This window comes from Pseudomonas sp. KT_2_4, assembly GCF_041410225.1.
Classification (GTDB): Bacteria; Pseudomonadota; Gammaproteobacteria; order Pseudomonadales; family Pseudomonadaceae; genus Aquipseudomonas; species Aquipseudomonas paracarnis.
Map to the genome: position 1 here is coordinate 4,925,508 of NZ_CP166962.1, position 21,616 is coordinate 4,947,123.

At 59.9% G+C, this 21,616-nt stretch carries 23 protein-coding genes; 12 read left to right on the forward strand and 11 right to left on the reverse strand.

Going from position 1 to position 21,616, the window contains the following annotated elements; translation table 11 throughout:
* Positions 1-5: 5 nt before the first annotated feature.
* From AB9N64_RS22660 to tldD, 3 genes are read left to right on the forward strand one after another with little or no spacing between them, the layout of a single operon-like run.
* Positions 6-3,821 carry a YhdP family protein gene (locus AB9N64_RS22660; RefSeq protein ID WP_020301267.1) on the forward strand — a complete coding sequence of 1,272 codons (3,816 nt, stop codon included), beginning with the start codon at positions 6-8 and terminating at the stop codon, positions 3,819-3,821.
* Positions 3,822-3,869: 48 nt separating this feature from the next.
* Positions 3,870-4,718: a carbon-nitrogen hydrolase family protein gene (locus AB9N64_RS22665; protein WP_014716924.1), complete on the forward strand. Its 849-nt coding sequence runs from the start codon at positions 3,870-3,872 to the stop codon at positions 4,716-4,718.
* Positions 4,719-4,734: 16 nt separating this feature from the next.
* Positions 4,735-6,177 carry a metalloprotease TldD gene (gene tldD, locus AB9N64_RS22670; protein ID WP_003188566.1) on the forward strand — a complete coding sequence of 481 codons (1,443 nt, stop codon included), beginning with the start codon at positions 4,735-4,737 and terminating at the stop codon, positions 6,175-6,177.
* Between the two features lie 45 nt (positions 6,178-6,222).
* On the opposite strand, the gene yjgA is transcribed toward tldD, so the two are convergent.
* The gene (yjgA, locus tag AB9N64_RS22675; protein ID WP_003188568.1) at positions 6,223-6,744 is read right to left on the reverse strand and encodes a ribosome biogenesis factor YjgA; all 522 of its coding nucleotides are present in this window, start codon (positions 6,742-6,744) and stop codon (positions 6,223-6,225) included.
* A gap of 108 nt (positions 6,745-6,852) precedes the next feature.
* On the opposite strand from yjgA, the gene pmbA reads away from it, so the two are divergent.
* The 6 genes from pmbA to AB9N64_RS22705 all read left to right on the forward strand — a co-directional run bounded on the left by pmbA (position 6,853) and on the right by AB9N64_RS22705 (position 12,106).
* Positions 6,853-8,199: a metalloprotease PmbA gene (gene pmbA / locus AB9N64_RS22680; protein ID WP_371359672.1), complete on the forward strand. Its 1,347-nt coding sequence runs from the start codon at positions 6,853-6,855 to the stop codon at positions 8,197-8,199.
* 147 nt (positions 8,200-8,346) lie between these two features.
* A complete protein-coding gene (locus AB9N64_RS22685) occupies positions 8,347-8,742 on the forward strand; it encodes a hypothetical protein (protein WP_003188570.1) in 396 nt (131 codons plus the stop codon).
* Positions 8,735-10,111 carry a class II fumarate hydratase gene (locus tag AB9N64_RS22690; RefSeq protein ID WP_371359673.1) on the forward strand — a complete coding sequence of 459 codons (1,377 nt, stop codon included), beginning with the start codon at positions 8,735-8,737 and terminating at the stop codon, positions 10,109-10,111. The genes AB9N64_RS22685 and AB9N64_RS22690 overlap by 8 nt, the downstream gene beginning before the upstream one ends.
* Before the next feature lie 27 nt (positions 10,112-10,138).
* Positions 10,139-10,567, forward strand: a complete 429-nt coding sequence (locus AB9N64_RS22695; protein ID WP_014716928.1) for a hypothetical protein — start codon at positions 10,139-10,141, stop codon at positions 10,565-10,567.
* A 1-nt stretch (position 10,568) separates the two neighbouring features.
* The gene (locus AB9N64_RS22700; protein ID WP_014716929.1) at positions 10,569-11,180 is read left to right on the forward strand and encodes a superoxide dismutase; all 612 of its coding nucleotides are present in this window, start codon (positions 10,569-10,571) and stop codon (positions 11,178-11,180) included.
* Between the two features lie 32 nt (positions 11,181-11,212).
* Positions 11,213-12,106 carry a ZIP family metal transporter gene (locus AB9N64_RS22705; RefSeq protein ID WP_014716930.1) on the forward strand — a complete coding sequence of 298 codons (894 nt, stop codon included), beginning with the start codon at positions 11,213-11,215 and terminating at the stop codon, positions 12,104-12,106.
* A gap of 113 nt (positions 12,107-12,219) precedes the next feature.
* Here AB9N64_RS22705 and AB9N64_RS22710 read toward each other — a convergent pair whose 3' ends face one another.
* The 10 genes from AB9N64_RS22710 to AB9N64_RS22755 form a co-directional block, all read right to left on the reverse strand.
* Positions 12,220-12,492 (reverse strand): HPr family phosphocarrier protein, encoded by a 273-nt coding sequence (locus tag AB9N64_RS22710; RefSeq protein WP_014716931.1) that lies wholly within the window; start codon positions 12,490-12,492, stop codon positions 12,220-12,222.
* A gap of 16 nt (positions 12,493-12,508) precedes the next feature.
* The gene (gene rapZ, locus AB9N64_RS22715) at positions 12,509-13,366 is read right to left on the reverse strand and encodes an RNase adapter RapZ (protein WP_019816957.1); all 858 of its coding nucleotides are present in this window, start codon (positions 13,364-13,366) and stop codon (positions 12,509-12,511) included.
* A gap of 2 nt (positions 13,367-13,368) precedes the next feature.
* The gene (gene ptsN / locus AB9N64_RS22720) at positions 13,369-13,833 is read right to left on the reverse strand and encodes a PTS IIA-like nitrogen regulatory protein PtsN (protein ID WP_014716933.1); all 465 of its coding nucleotides are present in this window, start codon (positions 13,831-13,833) and stop codon (positions 13,369-13,371) included.
* 10 nt (positions 13,834-13,843) lie between these two features.
* The gene (gene hpf, locus AB9N64_RS22725) at positions 13,844-14,149 is read right to left on the reverse strand and encodes a ribosome hibernation-promoting factor, HPF/YfiA family (protein WP_014716934.1); all 306 of its coding nucleotides are present in this window, start codon (positions 14,147-14,149) and stop codon (positions 13,844-13,846) included.
* A gap of 75 nt (positions 14,150-14,224) precedes the next feature.
* The gene (locus tag AB9N64_RS22730; RefSeq protein WP_014716935.1) at positions 14,225-15,718 is read right to left on the reverse strand and encodes an RNA polymerase factor sigma-54; all 1,494 of its coding nucleotides are present in this window, start codon (positions 15,716-15,718) and stop codon (positions 14,225-14,227) included.
* A 184-nt stretch (positions 15,719-15,902) separates the two neighbouring features.
* Positions 15,903-16,628, reverse strand: a complete 726-nt coding sequence (gene lptB / locus AB9N64_RS22735) for an LPS export ABC transporter ATP-binding protein (RefSeq protein ID WP_003188582.1) — start codon at positions 16,626-16,628, stop codon at positions 15,903-15,905.
* Positions 16,628-17,161, reverse strand: a complete 534-nt coding sequence (gene lptA / locus AB9N64_RS22740) for a lipopolysaccharide transport periplasmic protein LptA (protein WP_014716936.1) — start codon at positions 17,159-17,161, stop codon at positions 16,628-16,630. The genes lptB and lptA overlap by 1 nt, the downstream gene beginning before the upstream one ends.
* Positions 17,148-17,720: an LPS export ABC transporter periplasmic protein LptC gene (gene lptC / locus AB9N64_RS22745; RefSeq protein WP_014716937.1), complete on the reverse strand. Its 573-nt coding sequence runs from the start codon at positions 17,718-17,720 to the stop codon at positions 17,148-17,150. Before lptC ends, lptA begins: the two co-directional genes overlap by 14 nt.
* A gap of 8 nt (positions 17,721-17,728) precedes the next feature.
* The gene (locus AB9N64_RS22750; RefSeq protein WP_014716938.1) at positions 17,729-18,253 is read right to left on the reverse strand and encodes an HAD family hydrolase; all 525 of its coding nucleotides are present in this window, start codon (positions 18,251-18,253) and stop codon (positions 17,729-17,731) included.
* Positions 18,254-19,228, reverse strand: a complete 975-nt coding sequence (locus tag AB9N64_RS22755) for a KpsF/GutQ family sugar-phosphate isomerase (RefSeq protein ID WP_014716939.1) — start codon at positions 19,226-19,228, stop codon at positions 18,254-18,256.
* A 310-nt stretch (positions 19,229-19,538) separates the two neighbouring features.
* On the opposite strand from AB9N64_RS22755, the gene AB9N64_RS22760 reads away from it, so the two are divergent.
* The 3 genes from AB9N64_RS22760 to mlaD are packed head-to-tail and all read left to right on the forward strand — an operon-like array spanning position 19,539 to position 21,612.
* A complete protein-coding gene (locus AB9N64_RS22760) occupies positions 19,539-20,348 on the forward strand; it encodes an ATP-binding cassette domain-containing protein (protein ID WP_003188590.1) in 810 nt (269 codons plus the stop codon).
* Positions 20,348-21,145: a lipid asymmetry maintenance ABC transporter permease subunit MlaE gene (mlaE, locus tag AB9N64_RS22765; protein ID WP_003188592.1), complete on the forward strand. Its 798-nt coding sequence runs from the start codon at positions 20,348-20,350 to the stop codon at positions 21,143-21,145. The genes AB9N64_RS22760 and mlaE overlap by 1 nt, the downstream gene beginning before the upstream one ends.
* Complete coding sequence (mlaD, locus tag AB9N64_RS22770) at positions 21,145-21,612, forward strand: outer membrane lipid asymmetry maintenance protein MlaD (protein WP_003188593.1); 468 nt, start codon at positions 21,145-21,147, stop codon at positions 21,610-21,612. Before mlaE ends, mlaD begins: the two co-directional genes overlap by 1 nt.
* Positions 21,613-21,616 lie beyond the last annotated feature (4 nt).

The following is a 21,616-nucleotide window of genomic DNA, read 5'->3' on the forward strand; positions in this document are numbered from 1 at the left end:
CTGACATGGAGCGTCTGATACGCTTTTTTGCCGCTTTGACCCGTTGGGGCCTGGGCCTGTGTGCGTTGTCGCTGGTATTGGCGGCGGTGTATGTGAGCCTGGGGCGCGAACTCACCCCGCTGGTGGCTGAATACCGCGCCGAAGTCGAGGCCAAGGCCCAGGCTGCGCTGGATACGCCGCTGCACATCGGTAGTCTTGAAGGCCGTTGGAGCGGGTTTGCCCCGGTATTGCTGGCCCACGACGTCATGGTCGGCGAGGGCAGCAGTGCCTTGCGCCTGGACCAGGTGGAAGTGGTGCCGGATATGTGGGCCAGCCTGATGGCCCGCGAAGTGCGTATCGCCCATCTGCAAGTCAGTGGCTTGCAACTGAGTGTCAAGGAGAACCAGGACGGCCGCTGGACCCTGCAAGGCTTGCCGGTGCAGGACGACCAGCCGTTGGACCCGCAACAACTGCTGACGCGCATGCAAATGGTCAAGCGCGTGTCGGTGCTGGACAGCCAGGTGACCCTGCAACCCTTCGACCAGGCACCAGTGACCGTGACCTATGTGGGCCTGAGCCTGCATACCGGCATGAGCCAGCAGCGTCTGGATGCTCGCCTGACATTGCCCGATGGCCAACCGTTGGCGGTCAGCCTGCGCAGCCGCATTCGCGCCAGTCAGTGGAAAGACGCTGAGGTCGATGCCTACCTGAGTTTGCCGCAAAGCGACTGGGCCAAGTGGATTCCCGCCAGGCTGACCCAGCAATGGAAGCTGACGCAATTGAAGGCCGGCGGTGAGTTTTGGCTCAGTTGGGCCAAAGGCACGGTGCAAAGCGCGGCGGTACGCCTCAATTCGCCTCAAGTGAAGGGCAGCTACGCCGACCGTAAGCCGGTGCACCTTGAAAACCTGGCCCTGACCGCCTACCTGCAACGCAGTGACACTGGCCTCAAGGTGCTGTTTGATTCCCTGGCGATGAACATTGGCGAAACCCGCTGGGAGTCGCGCCTGCAATTGCAGCAAAACCTGGCGACCGACAAAGAACAGGAGGTGTGGAAATTGCAGGCCGACCGTCTCGACCTGGCCCCCATTACCCCGCTGCTCAACGCCTTGGCGCCGCTGCCGGACGGTTTCGCCAAGGCCGTCGAACACCTCAAAGCCACTGGCCTGTTACGCAATGTGCTGGTGGACTTCCGACCGCAAGACACCACCGACCGAAAACTCAGTTTTGCCGCCAACCTGGAACGTGTCGGCTTCGATGCCTACTTTGGCGCGCCAGCCGCACGCAATGTGTCCGGCAGCATCAGTGGCGACCTGGGCCAGGGCGAGTTGCGCATGGACAGCAAGGACTTTTCCTTGCATCTGTATCCGATCTTCGCCAAGCCGTGGCAGTACATCCAGGCCAATGCACGCCTGACCTGGAAGCTGGACAAGCAAGGCTTCACCCTGATCGCCCCATATATCAAGGTACTGGGCGAGGAAGGCAAGGTGGCGGCGGACTTCCTGATTCGCCTGCATTTCGACCACAGCCAGGAAGACTACATGGACCTGCGGGTCGGCATGGTCGATGGCGATGGCCGTTTCACCCCCAAGTACCTGCCCGCCGTGTTGAGCCCGGCGCTGGATGAGTGGTTGCGCACGGCGATCCTCAAGGGCGCGGTGGACGAAGGCTTCTTCCAGTACCAGGGTTCGCTCAGCCACAATGCACTGCCCGCGTCGCGCAATATCAGCCTGTTCTTCAAGGTGCATGATGCCGAACTCGCCTTCCAGCCGGGCTGGCCGCACGTGAACAAGGTCAATGGCGAAGTGTTTGTCGAGGAGAGCGGCGTACGCATTCTGGCGAGCAAGGGCCAATTGCTCGACACCCAGGTCAAGGATGTCTACGTCAATATCCCCCACGCCCCAGCGGGCGGGGACAGTCATCTGCTGCTCACGGGCGGGTTCTCCGGCGGTTTGGGCGACGGCCTGAAGATCCTTCAAGAAGCGCCGATTGGCACGGCGTCTACGTTCGCTGGCTGGAAAGGCGAGGGCGACCTGCAAGGTAGCCTGGACCTGGACGTACCGCTGGCCAAAGGCACTGAGCCCAAGATCGTGGTGGACTTCAAGACCGACAAAGCGCGCCTGCAATTGGCGGAACCGCCGCTGGACCTGACCCAGCTCAAGGGTGATTTTCGCTTCGACAGCGCCAAGGGCCTGAGCGGGCAGAAGATCTCGGCCCAGGCGTTCGACCGCCCCATCACGGCGCAGATCTTTGCCGAAGGCAAACCGGGTAATATCAGCACGCGGGTGACTGCCAATGGCCAGGTCACCGTCAAGCGCCTTACGGACTGGTTGAAAATCAGCCAGCCGTTGCCGGTCTCCGGCGATATTCCGTACCAGTTGCAAGTGATCCTCGACGGCGCGGACAGCCAATTGATGGTCAACTCCAACCTCAAGGGTGTCGCGGTGGACCTGCCGGCACCGTTCGGCATGCCGGCCAGCCAAGGACGTGACAGCACCTTCCGCATGACTTTGCAGGGCGCTGAACGCCGTTACTGGTTTGATTACGGCGAGCTGGCTAACTTCACCTTTGCTGCGCCGCCGGACAAGTTCAATGATGGCCGTGGCGAACTGTTCCTCGGCGACGGTGATGCCGTGCTGCCCGGTGCCAAGGGCCTGCGCATTCGTGGCGTGCTGTCGGAACTGGATATCGATCCCTGGAAGAAACTTGTGGATCGCTACGCGGGCAATGATCCGGGTGGCAACGCCAAGCAACTGCTCAGCGGTGCGGACTTCAAAGTGGGCAAGCTGACCGGGTTTGGTACCCAGTTTGACCAGGTCAGCTTGCAGCTCGATCGCAAACCAGCGGCCTGGGGCCTGCAACTCGATAGCCAGCAAGCCAAGGGCGCGGTGAACCTGCCGGACGCCAAAGGCGCGCCGATTGCGGTCAACCTCAAGTATGTGAAATTGCCTGCGCCAGACCCGACCGCGCAGGCGGACGAAAACGCGCCGGACCCGCTGGCCGATATCGACCCCAAGAGCATTCCGGCACTGGATATTGCCGTCGACCAGCTGTTCCAGGGCTCGGACCTGATCGGGGCCTGGTCGCTGAGGATCCGCCCGACCGCCAAGGGCCTGGCCTTCAATAACCTCGACCTTGGCCTCAAGGGCATGCTGCTCAAGGGCGCTGGGGGTTGGGAAGGTGCGCCAGGCGCCAGCAGCAGTTGGTACAAGGGCCGCCTCGATGGGCGCAACATTGCCGACGTGCTCAAGGGCTGGGGTTTTGCGCCTACGGTGACCAGCGAAGACTTCCATCTGGACGTGGATGGCCGCTGGCCGGGGTCGCCGGCCTGGGTCGGGCCCAAGCGGTTTTCCGGCAGCCTGGATGCCGCGTTCCGTAAAGGTCAGTTCGTCGAAGTGGAGGGCGGGGCCCAGGCATTGCGAGTGTTTGGCCTGCTTAACTTCAACTCCATTGGCCGGCGTTTGCGTTTGGACTTTTCCGACTTGTTCGGCAAGGGCTTGAGCTACGACAGGGTCAAGGGCTTGTTGGCCGCCAGTAATGGCGTGTTCGTGACCCGCGAGCCCATCACCATGACCGGGCCTTCCACCAATCTGGAGCTTAACGGCACCCTGGATCTGGTTGCCGATCGCGTCGACGCCAAATTGCTGGTCACCTTGCCTGTGACCAACAACCTGCCGATTGCGGCGCTGATTGTCGGTGCGCCGGCCATTGGTGGTGCGCTGTTTTTGATCGACAAGCTGATCGGTGACCGGGTTTCGCGCTTCGCCAGTGTGCAATACAAGGTGCAAGGCCCCTGGAAGGATCCAAAAATCACCTTCGACAAGCCATTTGAAAAGCCAAACTGAGAGCCTGTGGAGTAGCATGGCCCCATGCCCTGTATGGAGTGTCGGCCCATGTCCTTTGCGGTAATTCAAATGGTCAGCCAGAGTGACGTGCTGGCCAACCTCGCCCAGGCGCGTCGCCTGCTGGAGCAGGCGGCGGCCGATGGCGCGAAACTCGCGGTGCTGCCAGAGAATTTCGCCGCCATGGGGCGCCGCGATGTGGCCGACATTGGCCGCGCCGAGGCGTTGGGGCAAGGCCCTGTGCTGCCCTGGTTGAAACAGGCCGCCCGCGACCTCACCTTATGGATAGTGGCCGGCACCTTGCCGCTGCCACCCAAGGACCAGCCCCACGCCAAACCCAATGCTTGCTCGCTGCTGATCAACGATCAGGGTGAAATCGTCGCTCGCTACGACAAACTCCACCTGTTTGATGTGGACGTAGCGGATGCTCGCGGTCGTTATCGCGAATCTGACGACTATGCTTTCGGTAACCAGGTGGTGGTGGCGGATACGCCGGTGGGCCGTGTGGGGTTAACGGTGTGTTACGACCTGCGTTTCCCCGAACTGTACAGCGAGTTACGTGCGGCGGGGGCTGAACTGATTACCGCGCCCTCGGCCTTCACGGCAGTGACCGGGGCTGCGCATTGGGATGTGCTGATTCGCGCACGTGCCATCGAAACCCAGTGCTACCTGCTGGCAGCTGCCCAGGGCGGTGTGCACCCAGGCCCACGGGAAACCTTTGGCCACGCGGCGATTGTCGACCCTTGGGGCCGAGTGCTGGCGCAACAGGATCAAGGCGAGGCGGTGTTACTGGCCGAACGCGATAGCAGTGAACAGGCGTCGATACGGGCGCGCATGCCGGTGGCCAATCACCGGCGCTTTTTCTCGCAGGGCGCGCAGCGGCCTGCTTCAGAACGATGAATTTAAGGCCAAACCTATGAGCGAGTTGTTGTCCTCAGTCAGTGATCACCTCCTGGCACCCGGTGGCGTGACCATCGAAAGCCTGCAAACCGTGCTCGGCGATCTGGCCGGGCCGGGTATCGATGCGGCTGACCTGTATTTCCAGGGGCAGATTTCCGAGTCCTGGGCGCTGGAAGATGGGATCGTCAAGGAAGGCAGTTTCAACCTTGACCAGGGCGTAGGCGTTCGCGCGCAATCGGGTGAGAAAACCGGCTTTGCCTACAGCAATGCGATCACCCTGGAGGCCCTGGGCCTGGCGGCGCGTGCCGCCCGTTCGATTTCCCGTGCCGGGCAGAATGGCACGGTGCAGGCGTTCAGTACCCAGGACGTGGCGCAGTTGTATGCGCCGGATAACCCCTTGGAAGTGATCAGCCGTGCGGAAAAGGTCGAGCTGCTCAAGCGAATCGACGCAGCCACCCGCGCCTTGGACCCGCGTATCCAGCAAGTGACCGTGAGCATGGCGGGCGTGTGGGAGCGCATCCTCGTGGCGTCCACAGACGGTGGGCTGGCGGCGGATGTACGGCCGCTGGTGCGTTTCAATGTGAGTGTGATCGTCGAACAGAACGGGCGCCGCGAGCGCGGTGGGCATGGCGGCGGCGGGCGCACCGACTACCGTTATTTCCTCGCTGACGACCGTGCCATGGGCTATGCCCGTGAGGCGCTGCGCCAGGCATTGGTCAACCTGGAAGCGATTCCGGCACCCGCCGGCACCTTGCCGGTGGTGCTGGGCTCGGGTTGGTCTGGCGTGTTGCTCCACGAAGCCGTGGGCCATGGCCTGGAAGGCGATTTCAACCGCAAGGGCAGTTCCGCCTACAGTGGGCGCATGGGCGAAATGGTTGCGTCCAAGCTGTGCACCATTGTCGATGACGGCACCCTGGCCGGCCGCCGTGGTTCGCTGAGTGTCGATGACGAAGGCACGCCGACCGAATGCACCACCCTGATCGAAAACGGCGTGCTCAAGGGCTACATGCAAGACAAGCTCAACGCGCGCCTGATGGGCGTGGCGCGCACCGGTAATGGTCGTCGTGAATCCTATGCGCATCTACCAATGCCGCGCATGACCAACACCTACATGCTCGGTGGCCAAAGCGATCCGGCAGAAATCATTGCCTCGGTAAAACGCGGTATCTACTGCGCCAACCTCGGCGGCGGCCAGGTGGACATCACCAGCGGCAAGTTCGTGTTCTCCACCAGCGAGGCGTACCTGATCGAAGACGGCAAGATTACCGCGCCGGTCAAAGGGGCGACGCTGATTGGTAACGGCCCGGAAGCCATGAGCAAGGTGTCGATGGTCGGTAACGACCTGTCGCTGGACAGCGGGGTGGGCACGTGCGGCAAGGATGGGCAGTCGGTGCCGGTAGGTGTCGGCCAGCCAACCTTGAAAATTGATGCGATCACCGTGGGTGGTACGGGATCGTAGGAACGCAAGCTTCGGGTGGCGAAGACCGCCACCCGGGGAAGAGGATCAGCGCAGGCCGCGTTGAGTCTCGTCCAGCTCACGGATGTATTTGAAGATTTTACGGCTGGTGGCCGGCGCCTTGTTATGCGCCAGCTCGTGCTGGGCCTGACGGATCAGGGAGCGCAATTGTTGGCGGTCCGCGTCCGGGTAGTCCAGTACGAATTTCTCCAGCACCGCGTCATCGCCCGAGATCAGGCGGTCACGCCAACGTTCCAGGTTGTGGAAGCGTTCGTTGTACTGGCGAGTGGAGGCATCGGTTTGATCGAGCAAAGTCAGAATGGCGTCAATGTCTTGGTCGCGCATCAGTTTGCCGATAAACGAGATGTGCCGTTTACGCGCGATATTCGCGGTGTGCTTGGGCGCATCCGCCAGGGCCCGACGCATTTCGTCGGTCAGTGGCAGTTTGGCGACCAAATCCTTTTTGAGCGTTGTAAGGCGCTCGCCAAGGTCAACCAGAGCATGCAGCTCACGTTTGACCTGGGTTTTGCTTTTCTCCCCATCGAGGGAGTCGTCGTAAGAATCAACCATGGTGGCAGTCCGCAAAGAAACGCCGCCATGATAACCAGTCGGGGGCCGCTTGTCCGGCCCGGTCGCTCGATGGCCATTACCGAAAGCAGAATTTGAGTGGAGAAAACCATGAGTGCAGCCCAAAGCGTCGGTCCACAAGCGTTACCGGCACTGCAGGAACAAGTCGAGCAGATCCTTGCCGAGGCCAAGCGCCAGGGGGCCAGCGCCTGTGAAGTGGCGGTGTCGCTGGAGCAAGGGTTGTCGACTTCGGTGCGCCAGCGGGAAGTGGAAACGGTTGAATTCAATCGCGACCAAGGGTTTGGCATTACCTTGTATGCGGGCCAGCGAAAAGGCTCGGCCAGCACTTCCGCCAGTGGCCCTGAGGCGATTCGCGAGACCGTCGCCGCAGCGCTGGCGATTGCCAAGCACACCTCCGAGGATGAAAGCTCGGGCCTGGCCGACAAGGCGTTGATGGCCAAGGATGTGCAGGATTTTGACCTGTTCCACGCCTGGGATATCACGCCTGAGCAAGCCATCGAGCTGGCGCTGACCTGCGAAGCGGCAGCCTTCGATGCCGATGCCCGCATCAAGAATGCGGACGGCACCACCTTGAGTACCCATCAGGGTTGCCGCGTCTATGGCAACAGCCATGGCTTTATCGGTGGCTATGCGTCCACGCGTCACAGCCTCAGTTGCGTGATGATCGCCGAAGCCAACGGGCAGATGCAGCGTGATTACTGGTATGACGTAAACCGCCAAGGCGATTTACTGGCAGACCCTGCAAGCATTGGCCTGCGTGCGGCGCAACGGGCTGCGAGCCGCCTGGGCGCGCGCCCGGTGCCGACCTGCGAAGTGCCTGTGCTGTTTTCCGCAGAGCTGGCCGGTGGTTTATTCGGCAGCTTCCTCGGCGCGATTTCCGGTGGCAACCTGTATCGCAAGTCTTCGTTCCTGGAAGGCGCCATCGGCCAGAAGCTGTTCCCTGAGTGGCTGACCATCGACGAGCGCCCGCATCTGATGCGCGCGATGGGCAGTTCGTCGTTCGACGGCGATGGCCTGGCGACCTATGCCAAGCCGTTTGTCGAGCAAGGTGAGCTGGTGTCCTATGTTCTGGGCACTTATGCCGGTCGCAAGCTGGGCCTGCCAAGCACCGCTAACGCAGGCGGCGTGCATAACCTGTTCGTGACGCACGGTGATGAAGACCAGGCGGTGTTGTTGCGGCGGATGGGGCGTGGGTTGCTGGTGACTGAATTGATGGGCCATGGCCTGAACATGGTCACCGGTGACTACTCGCGTGGTGCGGCGGGCTTCTGGGTGGAGAATGGCGAGATTCAGTTCGCCGTCCAGGAAGTGACCATCGCGGGCAATATGCGCGATATGTTCAAGCAGATCGTTGCCGTGGGTAACGACCTTGAACTGCGCAGCAATATCCGCACGGGTTCGGTGCTTATTGAACGCATGACGGTCGCTGGCAGCTAATCCCTCCCGCACGTTCTGAAAGGCGCGCCATCGCAAAGATGGCGCGCCTTTTTTATTGCGCCTCTTTTGACAGGATTAATGGGCTACTCTTGTTTTGATTCTCAATATCATTTAATAATAAATATCATTACCGAATGAGTGTGTCTCATGAGTTCTGTCTTGCATGAGGATCCCTATCTGGAAAGCTGGCGTTGGATGAGCCGCCAGATTCGCTGTGGCCTGGATCCCAATGAACCCCGCCTGATTGAGCATTACCTGAACGAAGGTCGGTACCTGGCGTGTTGCACCGCAACCCATCCGTGGACCATCGCTGAAACCTCATTTCGTTTGTTGATCGACACCGCCGCTGATGTCGCCTTGCCCTGGCATTGGCGCTCTCTGTGCCTGGACCAGGCCTGGCGACCACTGCGCGACCTGGAAAAACTCTCCCACTGTGCCTGCCGCCTCAAGCGCTGGCAGACCTTTGCCTGGCAATTGGCGAGCTGCGAATTACTGCCTTCGATTTCCGTTTCTGACTTGGTGCAAGGATCTAATGATGAGTAACACCCGTATCGAACGCGACAGCATGGGCGAACTGCATGTGCCGCAAGAAGCTTTGTATGGCGCACAAACACAGCGTGCGGTGAACAACTTTCCGATCAGTCATCAACCCATGCCGGCGCAATTCATCCGCGCGCTGATCCTGGCCAAGACAGCCGCGGCCAAGGTCAACGTCGACCTCAAGCAACTCAGCGAAGGGCAGGGCAAGGCTATTGTCGATGCTGCCCAAGGATTGCTGGAAGGCGACTACATGCAGCACTTCCCGGTGGATATCTTCCAGACCGGCTCCGGCACCAGCTCCAACATGAACGCCAATGAAGTGATCGCGACCCTTGCCAGCCGTTTGCTGGGCGAGGCGGTCAACCCCAACGATCATGTGAATTGCTGCCAGAGCAGCAACGACATCATCCCCACCACCATCCACGTCAGTGCCGCGTTGGTGCTGCACGAGCAAACGTTGCCGGCCCTGCTGCATCTGGTGCAAGTCATCGAGCGAAAAGCCGAGGCGGTTCACCCGTTCATCAAGACCGGCCGCACGCATTTGATGGACGCCATGCCGGTGCGCATGAGCCAGGTGTTGAACGGCTGGGCGCAGCAGCTCAAGGCCAATATCGGTCACTTGCAGGACCTGCTACCGGCGCTGCAAGCATTGGCTCAGGGCGGCACGGCGGTCGGTACCGGGATCAATGCGCACCCCGAGTTTGCCGGGTGTTTCAGCCAGCAACTGAGCCTGTTGACTGGAGTGAAGTTCACACCCGGCAAGAACCTGTTTGCGCTGATTGGCTCCCAGGACACCGCCGTTGCGGTCTCTGGTCAGTTGAAAGCCACGGCGGTGTCGCTGATGAAGATCGCCAATGACCTGCGCTGGATGAACTCCGGGCCATTGGCCGGCCTGGGTGAAATCGAACTGGAGGCGCTGCAGCCGGGCTCGTCGATCATGCCGGGCAAGGTCAACCCGGTCATCCCGGAAGCGACCGCCATGGTGGCCGCCCAGGTTATCGGCAATGACACAGTGATCACGGTGGCCGGTCAGTCGGGCAATTTCGAGCTGAATGTGATGCTGCCGATCATTGCCCAAAACCTGCTCAGCAGCCTGGAGTTGCTGGCCAATGCCAGCCGGTTGCTGGCGGACAAGGCCATTGCCAGCTTCAAGGTCAACGAACCCAAGCTCAAGGAAGCGCTGTCACGCAATCCGATCCTGGTCACCGCACTTAACCCGATCATCGGCTACCAGAAAGCCGCTGAAATCGCCAAGAAGGCGTATCAGCAAGGCCGCCCGGTGATCGATGTCGCCCTCGAACACACCGACCTGCCGCGCAGCCAACTGGAAGTCCTGCTGGACCCGGAAAAGCTCACCGCCGGCGGCGTGTAATCAACGACCCCGCTTTGGAGGCTCACCATGGAGCACTGGAAACGCACGATCGAACGGGCCAATCGCTGCTTTATGGCAGGCGAGTTGGTTGACGCTCGCGAGGCCTATCTGCAAGCCCTGGCCCTGGCCCAAGTGTTGTTCGAACGCTGGGCGGATGCTGACGAAGCAGTGGCGGCTTGCGTCATTTCCCATCACAACCTGGCGGACCTGCACTTGCGCCTGAACCAGCCTGAGGAAAGCGCGGAATACCTCTGCGCTATCCATCAGCGCCTCTTACAGACCATGCAGAACCCGCGACTCAGCCCGTCACTGCGCGAGGCCGCGCTGCGCCAAAGCAGCAAGACCTACGTCGAGCTGCTGAATTTCATCAGCGATCACGGCGAATACCCACGCACTCATCGGCTGCTGGGCAGTGCTGCGACGCCAACGTCCACGTCCCACTATGGAGCACATTGATATGACCTATACCTTGCCGGCCTTGCCTTACGCCTACGACGCCCTCGAGCCGCATATCGACGCGCAAACCATGGAAATTCACTACACCAAGCACCACCAGACCTACATCAATAACCTCAATGCTGCGGTCGAGGGGACTGAGTTCGCCGGCTGGCCGGTGGAGAAGCTGGTGTCCAGCGTCCAAACATTGCCGGAGAAATTACGCGCTGCTGTGGTCAACCAAGGAGGCGGGCATGCGAACCACTCGTTGTTCTGGGCAGTCATGTCACCGACAGGGGGCGGCAAACCCGAGGGCGCGCTGGGCAAGGCTATCGACGAGCAATTGGGTGGTTTCGACAGCTTCAAGGAGGCGTTCACCAAGGCGGCCTTGACGCGATTCGGCAGCGGTTGGGCCTGGCTGAGCGTTACGCCACAAAAAACGCTGGTGGTGGAAAGCAGCGGCAACCAGGACAGCCCGCTGATGAGCGGCAATACGCCGGTGCTGGGCCTGGACGTCTGGGAGCACGCTTACTACCTGCAATATCAAAACCGACGACCGGAGTACATCAATGCATTCTATAGCGTCATCAACTGGCCGGAGGTTGCCGCGCGCTATCAGGCCGCTTTGGCCTGACATTCACTCCATAACAAGATCTAAGGCCGACTATGGGCACTCAAACACTGGCGATCGGTAGCGTGCGAATGTTTCGTTATGCGTTTGGCACGCTGCTGCTATTGGCAGGTACTGCGTTATTGGTGGCCCATGGGCTGGCCTGGTTGAACCTGGAACCGCGCATACTGCGTGCTTTGCAGGGTGGGGCGATCTGCGCGCTTGGCACGGCGCTGGGCGCGGTGCCGGTGTTGGTGATTCGGCGCATGCCGATGGCGCTTAGCGACACCCTGCTGGGCTTTGGTGCCGGTGTGATGCTGGCGGCGACTGCGTTTTCTCTGGTGGTACCGGGCATCGCCGCCGCCGAAAGCCTGGGACTTTCACCTTGGGGCGCCAGTGGCTTGATCAGCTTCGGCATCATGCTCGGGGCGTTCGGCCTGTACCTCGTAGACCGCAAGGTTTCTGGCGCCAGCCCGGAAATGCTGGTGGGTACACCGGATAAACCGGTTATCCCGCCGCGTATTTGGTTGTTCGTGTTTGCCATCATTGCGCACAACATTCCGGAAGGCATGGCTGTTGGGGTTTCTGCGGGCGGAGGCATGGCGGATGCCGACAGCCTCGCCATGGGCATTGCCCTGCAGGATGTGCCTGAAGGGCTGGTGATTGCGCTGGTATTGGCTGGGGCGGGAATGTCGCGGATCAAAGCCTTTTTGATTGGCGCTGCATCAGGCTTGGTTGAGCCGGTATTTGCGGTGCTCTGTGCATGGCTGGTGAGCCTTGCCGAAGTGTTGTTGCCGCTGGGTTTGGCGTTGGCCGCCGGGGCAATGTTGCTGGTCGTGACTCATGAAGTCATCCCCGAGTCGCGCCGCAATGGCCATGAAAATCTCGCCAGCCTTGGGCTGTGCCTCGGGTTTTGCCTGATGATGGTGATGGATACGGCGTTAGGCTGAGGGTGGTTCCCTGTAGGAGGGAGCCTGCTCGCAAAAAAAACTGAGAGCACTGCGTTAACCAGGATGCCCGCGTTATCGTTGACGTTTTTCGCGAGCAAGCTCCTACAGTAGGGTTATTCGCCTTCGTCGAAATAGTTGTTGATCAACGCGACCAGTGCGGCCATTGCTTCGTCTTCTTGCTCGCCTTCGGTGCGCAGATGGATTTTGGTGCCTTTGCCGGCCGCCAACATCATCATCGCCATGATGCTTTTGCCATCGACCATGGACTCTGGCGTACGCCCAGCACGGATCTGGCAGGGGAACTGCCCGGCCACGCCGACGAATTTAGCCGACGCCCGGGCGTGCAAGCCCAGCTTGTTGATGATTTCAATTTCCAGAGCAGGCATCGCGCAGGTGTTCCTTTCAACTCAGGTCGCGGTGGCGAACCTGGACGTTCTTGAGGGTTTGTTGCAGCACCTGGCCCAGCCGTTCAGTCAAATAGACCGAGCGGTGGTGGCCGCCGGTGCAGCCAATGGCAATGGTGACATAGGCTCGATTGCTGGCGGCAAAGCGCGGCAACCATTTGAGCAGGTAGCTGGAGATGTCCTGGAACATCTCTTCCACATCCGGTTGTGCGGCCAGGTAGTCGATCACAGGCTGATCCAGCCCGGACTGATCGCGCAACTCCGGCTTCCAGTAAGGGTTGGGCAGGCAGCGCACATCGAACACTAGGTCGGCATCTACCGGCATGCCGCGCTTGAAGCCAAATGACTCGACCAGAAACGCCGTCCCCGGCTCAGGCTGGTTCAGCAGGCGCAGCTTGATCGCGTCGCGCAACTGATACAGGTTCAGATTGGTGGTGTTGATCTTCAGGTCGGCCAGGTCAATGATCGGCCCGAGCAGCTTGGTCTCGTCCTCGATGGCTTCGGCCAGGGAGCGGTTGGCGCTGCTGAGGGGGTGGCGTCGACGGGTTTCGGAGAACCGCTTGAGCAAGGTCTCTTCGTCGGCATCCAGGTACAGCACATCGCAATGAATGTGCTTGGCACGCACTTCTTCCAACAGTTCCGGGAACCGCGAGAGGTGGCTAGGCAGGTTGCGCGCATCAATCGAGACCGCCACCAGCGGCTGCGCCAATTCGGTATGGATCAGTGCGCGTTCCGCCAGCTCTGGCAGCAGGCCGGCGGGCAGGTTGTCGATGCAATAGAAGCCGTTGTCCTCAAGCACATTGAGGGCGGTGCTCTTACCCGAGCCGGAGCGACCGCTGACGATGATCAAACGCATGATTACTGCCCGTTTTGTTCATCCAGGACAACTTGGTACAACGCTTCATTGCTGGAGGCGCTGCGCAGTTTGTCGCGTACATCCTTGCGGTCCAGCATGCTGGCGATCTGCCGGAGCAGTTCCAGGTGCGCATCGGTGGCGGCTTCCGGGACCAGCAGCACGAAGAGCAGGTCGACCGGGGCGCCGTCGATGGCGTCGAAATCAATGGGGTGATCCAAGTGCAGCAAGGCGCTCACAGGTGTTTCACAGCCTTTGAGGCGGCAGTGCGGAATGGCGATGCCGTTGCCAAAACCGGTGGAACCGAGTTTTTCACGGGCAATCAACGCTTCGAAGACATCTTGCATCTCCAGATCCGGCACTTCGCGTGCGATCAGGTTGGCAATTTGTTCGAGGGCTTTTTTCTTGCTGCCGCCCGGCACGTTCACGAGGGAACGGCCGGGGGTCAGGATGGTTTCAAGTCGGATCATGGGGGGAGAGTTAACGACCTGTACCTTGCATCAGGTGCAGATTCTTTTCCTTATGCTTTATGAGTTGGCGGTCGAGCTTGTCGTAGAGCGAGTCAATTGCCGCGTACATGTCTTCATGTTCTGCATTGGCAACGAGCTTGGCATTCGGTACGTGCAGGGTGGCCTCGATTTTCTGCTTGAGCTTATCGACCTCCATGGTGACCTGCACGTTGGTGATCTTGTCAAAATGTCCCGCAAGCTTGTTCAGTTTGCTCTCGGTGTATTCACGCAGGGGCTTGGTGACTACCAGCTGGTGTCCACTGATGTTGACTTGCATACAGCTTCTCCTTCGTTGCCAGTGCATAAGGCGGTGGGCAGGAATACCCACCACTGGAACGCTGTGGCCCGCCCGTCACATCAAACGCTTACGCTCGCTGGATGGCGCGATCCCTAGGGACTCGCGGTACTTGGCGACGGTTCGACGGGCGACCTGAATGCCTTGTGCCTCCAGTAAACCAGCGATCTTGCTGTCACTCAACGGCTTTTTCTGATTTTCAGCGGCAACCAGTTTTTTGATGATCGCGCGGATCGCCGTGGACGAGCATTCACCGCCTTCAGAGGTGCTGACGTGGCTGGAGAAAAAGTATTTCAGCTCATAAATACCCCGTGGGGTATGCATGAATTTCTGCGTGGTAACCCGGGAAATCGTCGATTCATGCATGCCGACGGCTTCGGCGATGTCGTGCAGCACGAGAGGCTTCATGGCCTCGTCGCCGTACTCCAGAAAACCGCGCTGGTGTTCGACGATCTGGGTTGCGACTTTCATCAGGGTTTCGTTGCGGCTTTGCAGGCTCTTGATGAACCACCGCGCTTCCTGCAACTGGTTGCGCATGAAGGTGTTATCGGCGCTGGTGTCGGCGCGGCGCACAAAACCTGCGTATTGCGGGTTGACCCGCAGGCGCGGTACCGACTCCTGGTTCAGCTCCACCAGCCAACGTTCGTTGTCCTTGCGCACGATGACGTCGGGCACTACGTATTCGGCTTCGCTGGATTCGATCTGCGAGCCTGGGCGCGGGTTGAGGCTTTGCACCAGCTCGATGACCTGGCGCAAGTCATCTTCCTTGAGCTTCATACGGCGCATCAGTTGGCTGTAGTCGCGACTGCCCAGCAGGTCGATGTAGTCACTGACCAGGCGTTGCGCTTCGGTGAGCCATGGGGTCTTGGCCGGCAATTGGCGCAGTTGCAGCAACAGGCACTCGCTGAGTGTGCGGGCACCAATGCCGGCGGGCTCGAATTGCTGGATGCGGTGCAGGACGGCTTCGATTTCGTCCAGTTCGATATCCAGTTCCGGGTCGAAGGCCTCAAGGATCTCCTCGAGGGTTTCGTCCAGGTAGCCCTGGTTGTTGATGCAGTCGATCAGGGTGACCGCGATCAGGCGATCGGTATCGGACATCGGCGCCAGGTTCAGTTGCCACAACAGGTGGCTCTGCAGGCTCTCGCCCACCGACGTACGGGTGGTGAAGTCCCACTCGTCATCATCGTTGCTCGGCAGGCTGCTGGCGCTGGTCTGGTAGACGTCTTCCCACGCGGTGTCCACGGGAAGCTCGTTGGGAATGCGTTCGTTCCAGTCGCCTTCCTCCAGGTTGTCCACCGTCGGGGCGGTTTCCTGATAGGAGGGTTCCTGCACGTCGGGATTGGGTTTTTGCTCGATGTTGTCGGCCAGCGGGTCTGCATTATCGAAGTCGTCGCCTTCTTCCTGGCGTTCGAGCATCGGATTGGACTCCAGGGCCTCCTGGATTTCCTGTTGCAGGTCCAGGGTCGACAATTGGAGCAGGCGGATGGCCTGTTGCAGCTGCGGTGTCATCGTCAGCTGCTGGCCCATTCTCAGGACTAGCGATGGTTTCATGGCAGGGGCTTAACACCTTATTCGCCGGCGCAATGCGCCATCCACGACAGGGCGCGTGAGCGCCAAACATAAGCAAATTATATGCCTGATCTCGGGGCCTTTGCCTAGAGCGCGGTAACAATAAAAAAACCGAGGTTTCCATTGACTCCCGCGCGCTCCAGGGAAAAGCGCGATACCCCTGTGTTTACAGGCGGAACTCGTGACCCAGGTACACTTCCTTCACCAGCTCGTTAGCCAGGATAGTCTCGGCATCGCCTTCGGCAATCAGCTGACCATCGTTGACGATATACGCTGTTTCGCAGATATCGAGGGTTTCGCGCACGTTGTGGTCGGTGATCAGCACGCCAATGCCCTTGGCCTTGAGGTGATGGATGATCTGCTTGATGTCACCCACCGAAATCGGGTCGACACCGGCAAAGGGTTCATCCAGCAGGATGAATTTCGGCGCGGTCGCCAGGGCGCGGGCGATTTCCACGCGGCGGCGCTCACCACCGGACAGGCTCATGCCGAGGTTGTCGCGAATATGGTTGATGTGGAATTCCTGCAGCAGGCTTTCCAGCTCCTGGCGGCGGCCATCGCGATCGAGTTCCTTGCGGGTCTCGAGAATCGCCATGATGTTATCGGCTACCGACAGTTTGCGGAAGATCGACGCTTCCTGGGGAAGATAGCCAATACCTGCCCGTGCACGACCGTGCATGGGTTGATGGCTGACATCCAGGTCGTCGATCAATACACGACCCTGGTCTGCCTGGACCAGCCCGACGATCATATAGAAGCAAGTGGTTTTGCCGGCACCGTTGGGGCCGAGCAAACCGACGATCTGGCCGCTGTCGATCGACAGGCTGACGTCGCGTACCACCTGGCGGCTTTTATAGGCCTTGGCCAGATGCTGGGCTTTCAGGGTTGCCATTACTCGGCCTTCTTCTTCGGCTGGATAACCATGTCGATGCGCGGGCGCGGTGCAGTGACCTTGGAGCCGTTGGCGCGACCGGCGTTGGCGATCTGCTTGACGGTGTCATAGGTGATCTTTTCACCTTCGGTCGAGTTGCCGTCTGGGCTCAGTACCTTGGCCTGGTCGATCAACACGATACGATTCTGCTGGGCGTGATACTGGATAGTCTTGCCGTAGCCCTTCATCGGGCCGGTGTCGGTAGCGGACTGCTTCTGCTCGAAATAAGCCAGGTTGCCCACCGACGTCACCACGTCAATGTCGCCTGCCTGGGTGCGCGTCAGAGTCACCGTGTTGCCGGTAATCTTCATCGAGCCCTGGGTGATGATCACGCCGCCTGTATAGGTGGCAACACCTTTCTTGTCATCGAGCTGTGCATCGTCAGCCGAAATATGGATCGGTTGCTGGCTATCGTTCGGCAGAGCCCAGGCGCTCACGCTTCCCAGTGCTGCGCCCAGACCGAGCAAAATAGGGAGGGTTTTAACGAGCCTCATACTGTCCTCTTACGTTCGATAGCAGGTGTATCCTGCTTTCTTTCAAATACGCTTTCATTCCCTTGCCAGTCGATACACCGCCAGCGCCGTCGATTCTAACGTCTTGCTCGGTCTGCGCATATTGCTTCTGTGGGAATACGGTCATGCGACTGCTGGTAATGATGGTGTCGCGGTTCTGCGCGTCTGTACGTGCGACGCGAACCGAGTCGATCAGTTCAACTTCGGTGCCATCCGGGTTGACCTCGCCACGCTTGCTGGTGACGTGCCAGGGAAATTCGGTGCCGCGATACAGGTTCAGGTCCGGATTGGTCAGCAGGCTGACTTCGGAAGCCTTCAAGTGCTCGACCTTGTCCGATGTCATCTCATACTGCACCTTGCCGTCAGGCAGGTACTGAATGCTGTAGGCATTGGTGGCGTAATAGTCGATAAGACCTTCGTCAACCTGCGCAACAGGCTTGTCGAGAAAGCGCTCCGGGCTGATATTCCAGTAGCCCACCGCCAGGAGCAGCGCGGCGATGACCCCGAATAACAGGAAGTTGCGAATCTTTTTGCTCAGCATATAACGCTCTATAGGTAGGCGGCGTGGGCCGCTTCAAGACTGCCCTGGGCACGCAGGATCAACTCGCAGAACTCGCGGGCGGCACCTTCGCCGCCACGGGCGGTGGTGATGCCATGGGCGTGTTCGCGGACAAACGCCGCGGCATTCGCGACGGCCATGCCCAGGCCCACCCGGCGAATCACCGGCAGGTCTGGCAGGTCGTCGCCCAGATAGGCGACCTGTTCATAGCTTAGGTTGAGTTGGCCAAGAAGCTCGTCCAGCACCACCAGTTTATCCTCGCGGCCCTGATACAGGTGAGGAATACCGAGGTTTTGTGCGCGGCGTTCCACAACCGGTGTTTTTCGACCGCTGATAATTGCGGTTTGCACGCCCGCTGCCATCAGCATTTTGATGCCTTGGCCATCGAGGGTGTTGAAGGTCTTGAATTCGCTGCCGTCTTCGAGGAAGTACAGGCGGCCATCCGTCAGCACGCCGTCAACGTCGAAAATCGCCAGTTTGATGTTTTTACCGCGTTGCATCAGGTCGCTGATCATTTACATCACTCCTGCGCGCAGCAAGTCGCCTAGGTTTAGGGCCCCGATCGGCCGATCATCGTGGTCGACCACGATCAGTGCGCCTATCCGGTGGTCTTCCATGATTTTCAACGCTTCAGCCGCGAGCATTTCGGCGCGGGCGGTCTTGCCGTGAGGGGTCATCACGGCGTCGATGGTCGCGGTATGGATATCAATGGTGCGGTCAAGGGTACGACGCAGGTCGCCGTCGGTGAATATCCCGGCCAGCCGGCCATCGGTTTCGACGATGGCGGTCATGCCCAAGCCCTTGCGCGTCATTTCCATCAGCGCATCCCGAAGCAGAGTGCCGCGTGGAACGCTCGGCAGCTCGGCGCCGCGATGCATGACATTTTCCACTTTCAGCAGCAGGCGACGGCCCAGTGCGCCACCCGGATGTGAAAATGCGAAGTCCTCGGCCGTAAACCCGCGGGCCTCCAGCAATGCCACCGCCAGGGCATCGCCCATTACCAGCGCGGCGGTGGTGGAGGAGGTGGGCGCCAGATTCAGTGGGCAGGCTTCGTGGGTCACGTGCACGTTCAGGTTGACGTCGGCAGCCTTGGCCAACGTTGACTCAGGGTTACCTGTGAGGCTGATCATCTGGATGCCCAGGCGCTTGATCAGCGGCAACAGGGTCACGATTTCGTTGGTGGTGCCGGAGTTGGACAGCGCCAAAATCACGTCATCCTTGGTGATCATGCCCATGTCGCCGTGGCTGGCTTCGGCCGGGTGCACGAAAAACGCAGTGGTCCCCGTGCTCGCCAAGGTCGCCGCGATCTTGTTGCCAATGTGGCCGGACTTGCCCATGCCGACCACCACAACGCGGCCCTTGCTCGCCAGAATCATCTCGCAGGCGCGCACGAAATCCGCGTCGATATGGGCCAGCAAGCCTTCTACGGCTTCAAGCTCAAGGCGTATGGTGCGTTGTGCGGATTGAATAAGGTCGCTGGATTGGCTCATGTCTGAAATCGTATAGCCTGACGAAAAGTCGGCGATTATAGCGGTAATGATCGATTCCCTCACGCAAGTTCGTCAGGCTTTGTGCGCGGGATAACTGAAAAGCACCGTGGGCAACATAGCAAGCAACGTTTTTTCCCTGTCTCAAATCTGAACCAGCGCTGTTCCGGCCTTGGGCGCTCTGTACCAGCAGTGATATAGTTCGCCGCCAGTTCGGTCCGCCCAACCCATGTGCTCAACTATTGCGCATCTGTTGAAAACCAAAGTCGCACACATGGTGTCTGAGTGAAAGGCTGCATCCCAAGGAGATTAGATGAGTGCCGATAACGCCTACGCGGTCGAGCTGAAGGGTCTTACCTTCAAGCGCGGGACGCGCAGCATCTTCAATAACGTCGATATTCGCATTCCTCGCGGCAAGGTCACGGGCATCATGGGGCCTTCCGGTTGCGGCAAGACCACCCTGTTGCGCCTGATGGGCATGCAATTGCGCCCCAGTGCCGGGGAAGTGTGGGTCAACGGCCAGAACCTGCCGACGCTGTCACGCAGCGATCTGTTCGATGCGCGCAAGCATATGGGCGTGCTATTCCAGAGCGGCGCGCTGTTTACCGACCTCGATGTGTTCGAAAACGTGGCCTTCCCGCTGCGGGTGCACACCCAGCTGTCCGATGAAATGATTCGTGACATCGTGTTGCTGAAGCTGCAGGCCGTAGGCCTTCGCGGCGCCATCGACCTGATGCCGGACGAGTTGTCCGGCGGCATGAAGCGCCGTGTCGCCCTGGCGCGGGCCATTGCCCTCGACCCACAGATCCTCATGTATGACGAGCCATTCGTGGGGCAGGACCCGATCGCCATGGGCGTGTTGGTGCGCCTGATCCGCCTGCTCAACGATGCACTGGGAATCACCAGTATCGTGGTCTCCCACGACCTGGCCGAAACCGCGAGCATTGCCGACTATCTGTATGTAGTCGGTGATGGTCAGGTGCTGGGGCAGGGTACGCCTGAAGAGTTGATGAACGCCGATAACCCGCGCATTCGCCAATTCATGACCGGCAACCCCGATGGCCCGGTGCCTTTTCACTTTCCGGCGGCGGACTACCGCTCAGATCTTCTGGGGAAGCGCTGATGCGCAAGACATCTCTTATCGAGAAGGTTCGCCTTTTCGGTCGTTCGGGCATCGACATCGTCGAAGTGCTGGGGCGTTCGACCATTTTCCTGTTTCACGCCTTGCTGGGGCGCGGCGGCATCGGCGGCGGCTTTGGCCTGCTGGTCAAGCAACTGCACTCGGTGGGGGTGATGTCCCTGGTGATCATCGTGGTCTCCGGCGTGTTCATCGGCATGGTGCTGGCCCTGCAGGGTTTCAATATCCTGTCCAGCTACGGCTCGGAGCAGGCGGTAGGGCAGATGGTGGCCCTGACCCTGTTGCGTGAGCTTGGCCCGGTGGTCACCGCCTTGTTGTTCGCTGGGCGTGCGGGCTCGGCGTTGACCGCTGAAATCGGCAATATGAAGTCCACCGAGCAGCTGTCCAGCCTGGAAATGATCGGCGTGGACCCGCTCAAGTACATCGTTGCCCCGCGCCTGTGGGCCGGCTTCATTTCCCTGCCACTGCTGGCAATGATCTTCAGCGTGGTGGGTATCTGGGGTGGTTCGTGGGTGGCGGTTGACTGGCTGGGGGTCTACGACGGCTCCTACTGGGCCAACATGCAAAACAGCGTGACCTTCACCGGTGACGTGCTCAACGGCATTATAAAGAGCATCGTCTTTGCCTTTGTGGTGACCTGGATTGCCGTATTCCAAGGCTATGACTGTGAGCCCACTTCAGAGGGGATCAGCCGTGCCACCACCAAGACCGTTGTGTACGCCTCGTTGGCGGTACTGGGCCTTGACTTCATTTTGACCGCCTTGATGTTTGGAGATTTCTGATGCAAAACCGCACTGTGGAAATCGGTGTCGGCCTTTTCTTGCTGGCTGGCATCCTGGCTTTACTGTTGTTGGCCCTGCGAGTCAGCGGCCTGTCGGCCAGCCCTACCGCCGATACCTATAAACTTTACGCGTACTTCGACAATATCGCCGGTTTGACGGTCAGATCCAAAGTGACCATGGCCGGTGTCACCATCGGCAAAGTCACGGCAATCGATCTGGATCGCGACAGCTTTACCGGTCGGGTGACGATGCAACTGGACAAGAAGGTAGATAATCTGCCAACTGACTCCACGGCATCTATCCTCACTGCGGGTTTGCTGGGCGAGAAGTACATCGGGGTCAGCGTGGGCGGGGAAACAGCCCTGCTCAAGGATGGTTCGACCATCCACGACACACAGTCGTCGCTGGTGCTTGAAGACCTGATCGGAAAATTTTTGCTCAATACGGTCAATAAAGACGCCAAATGAGGAA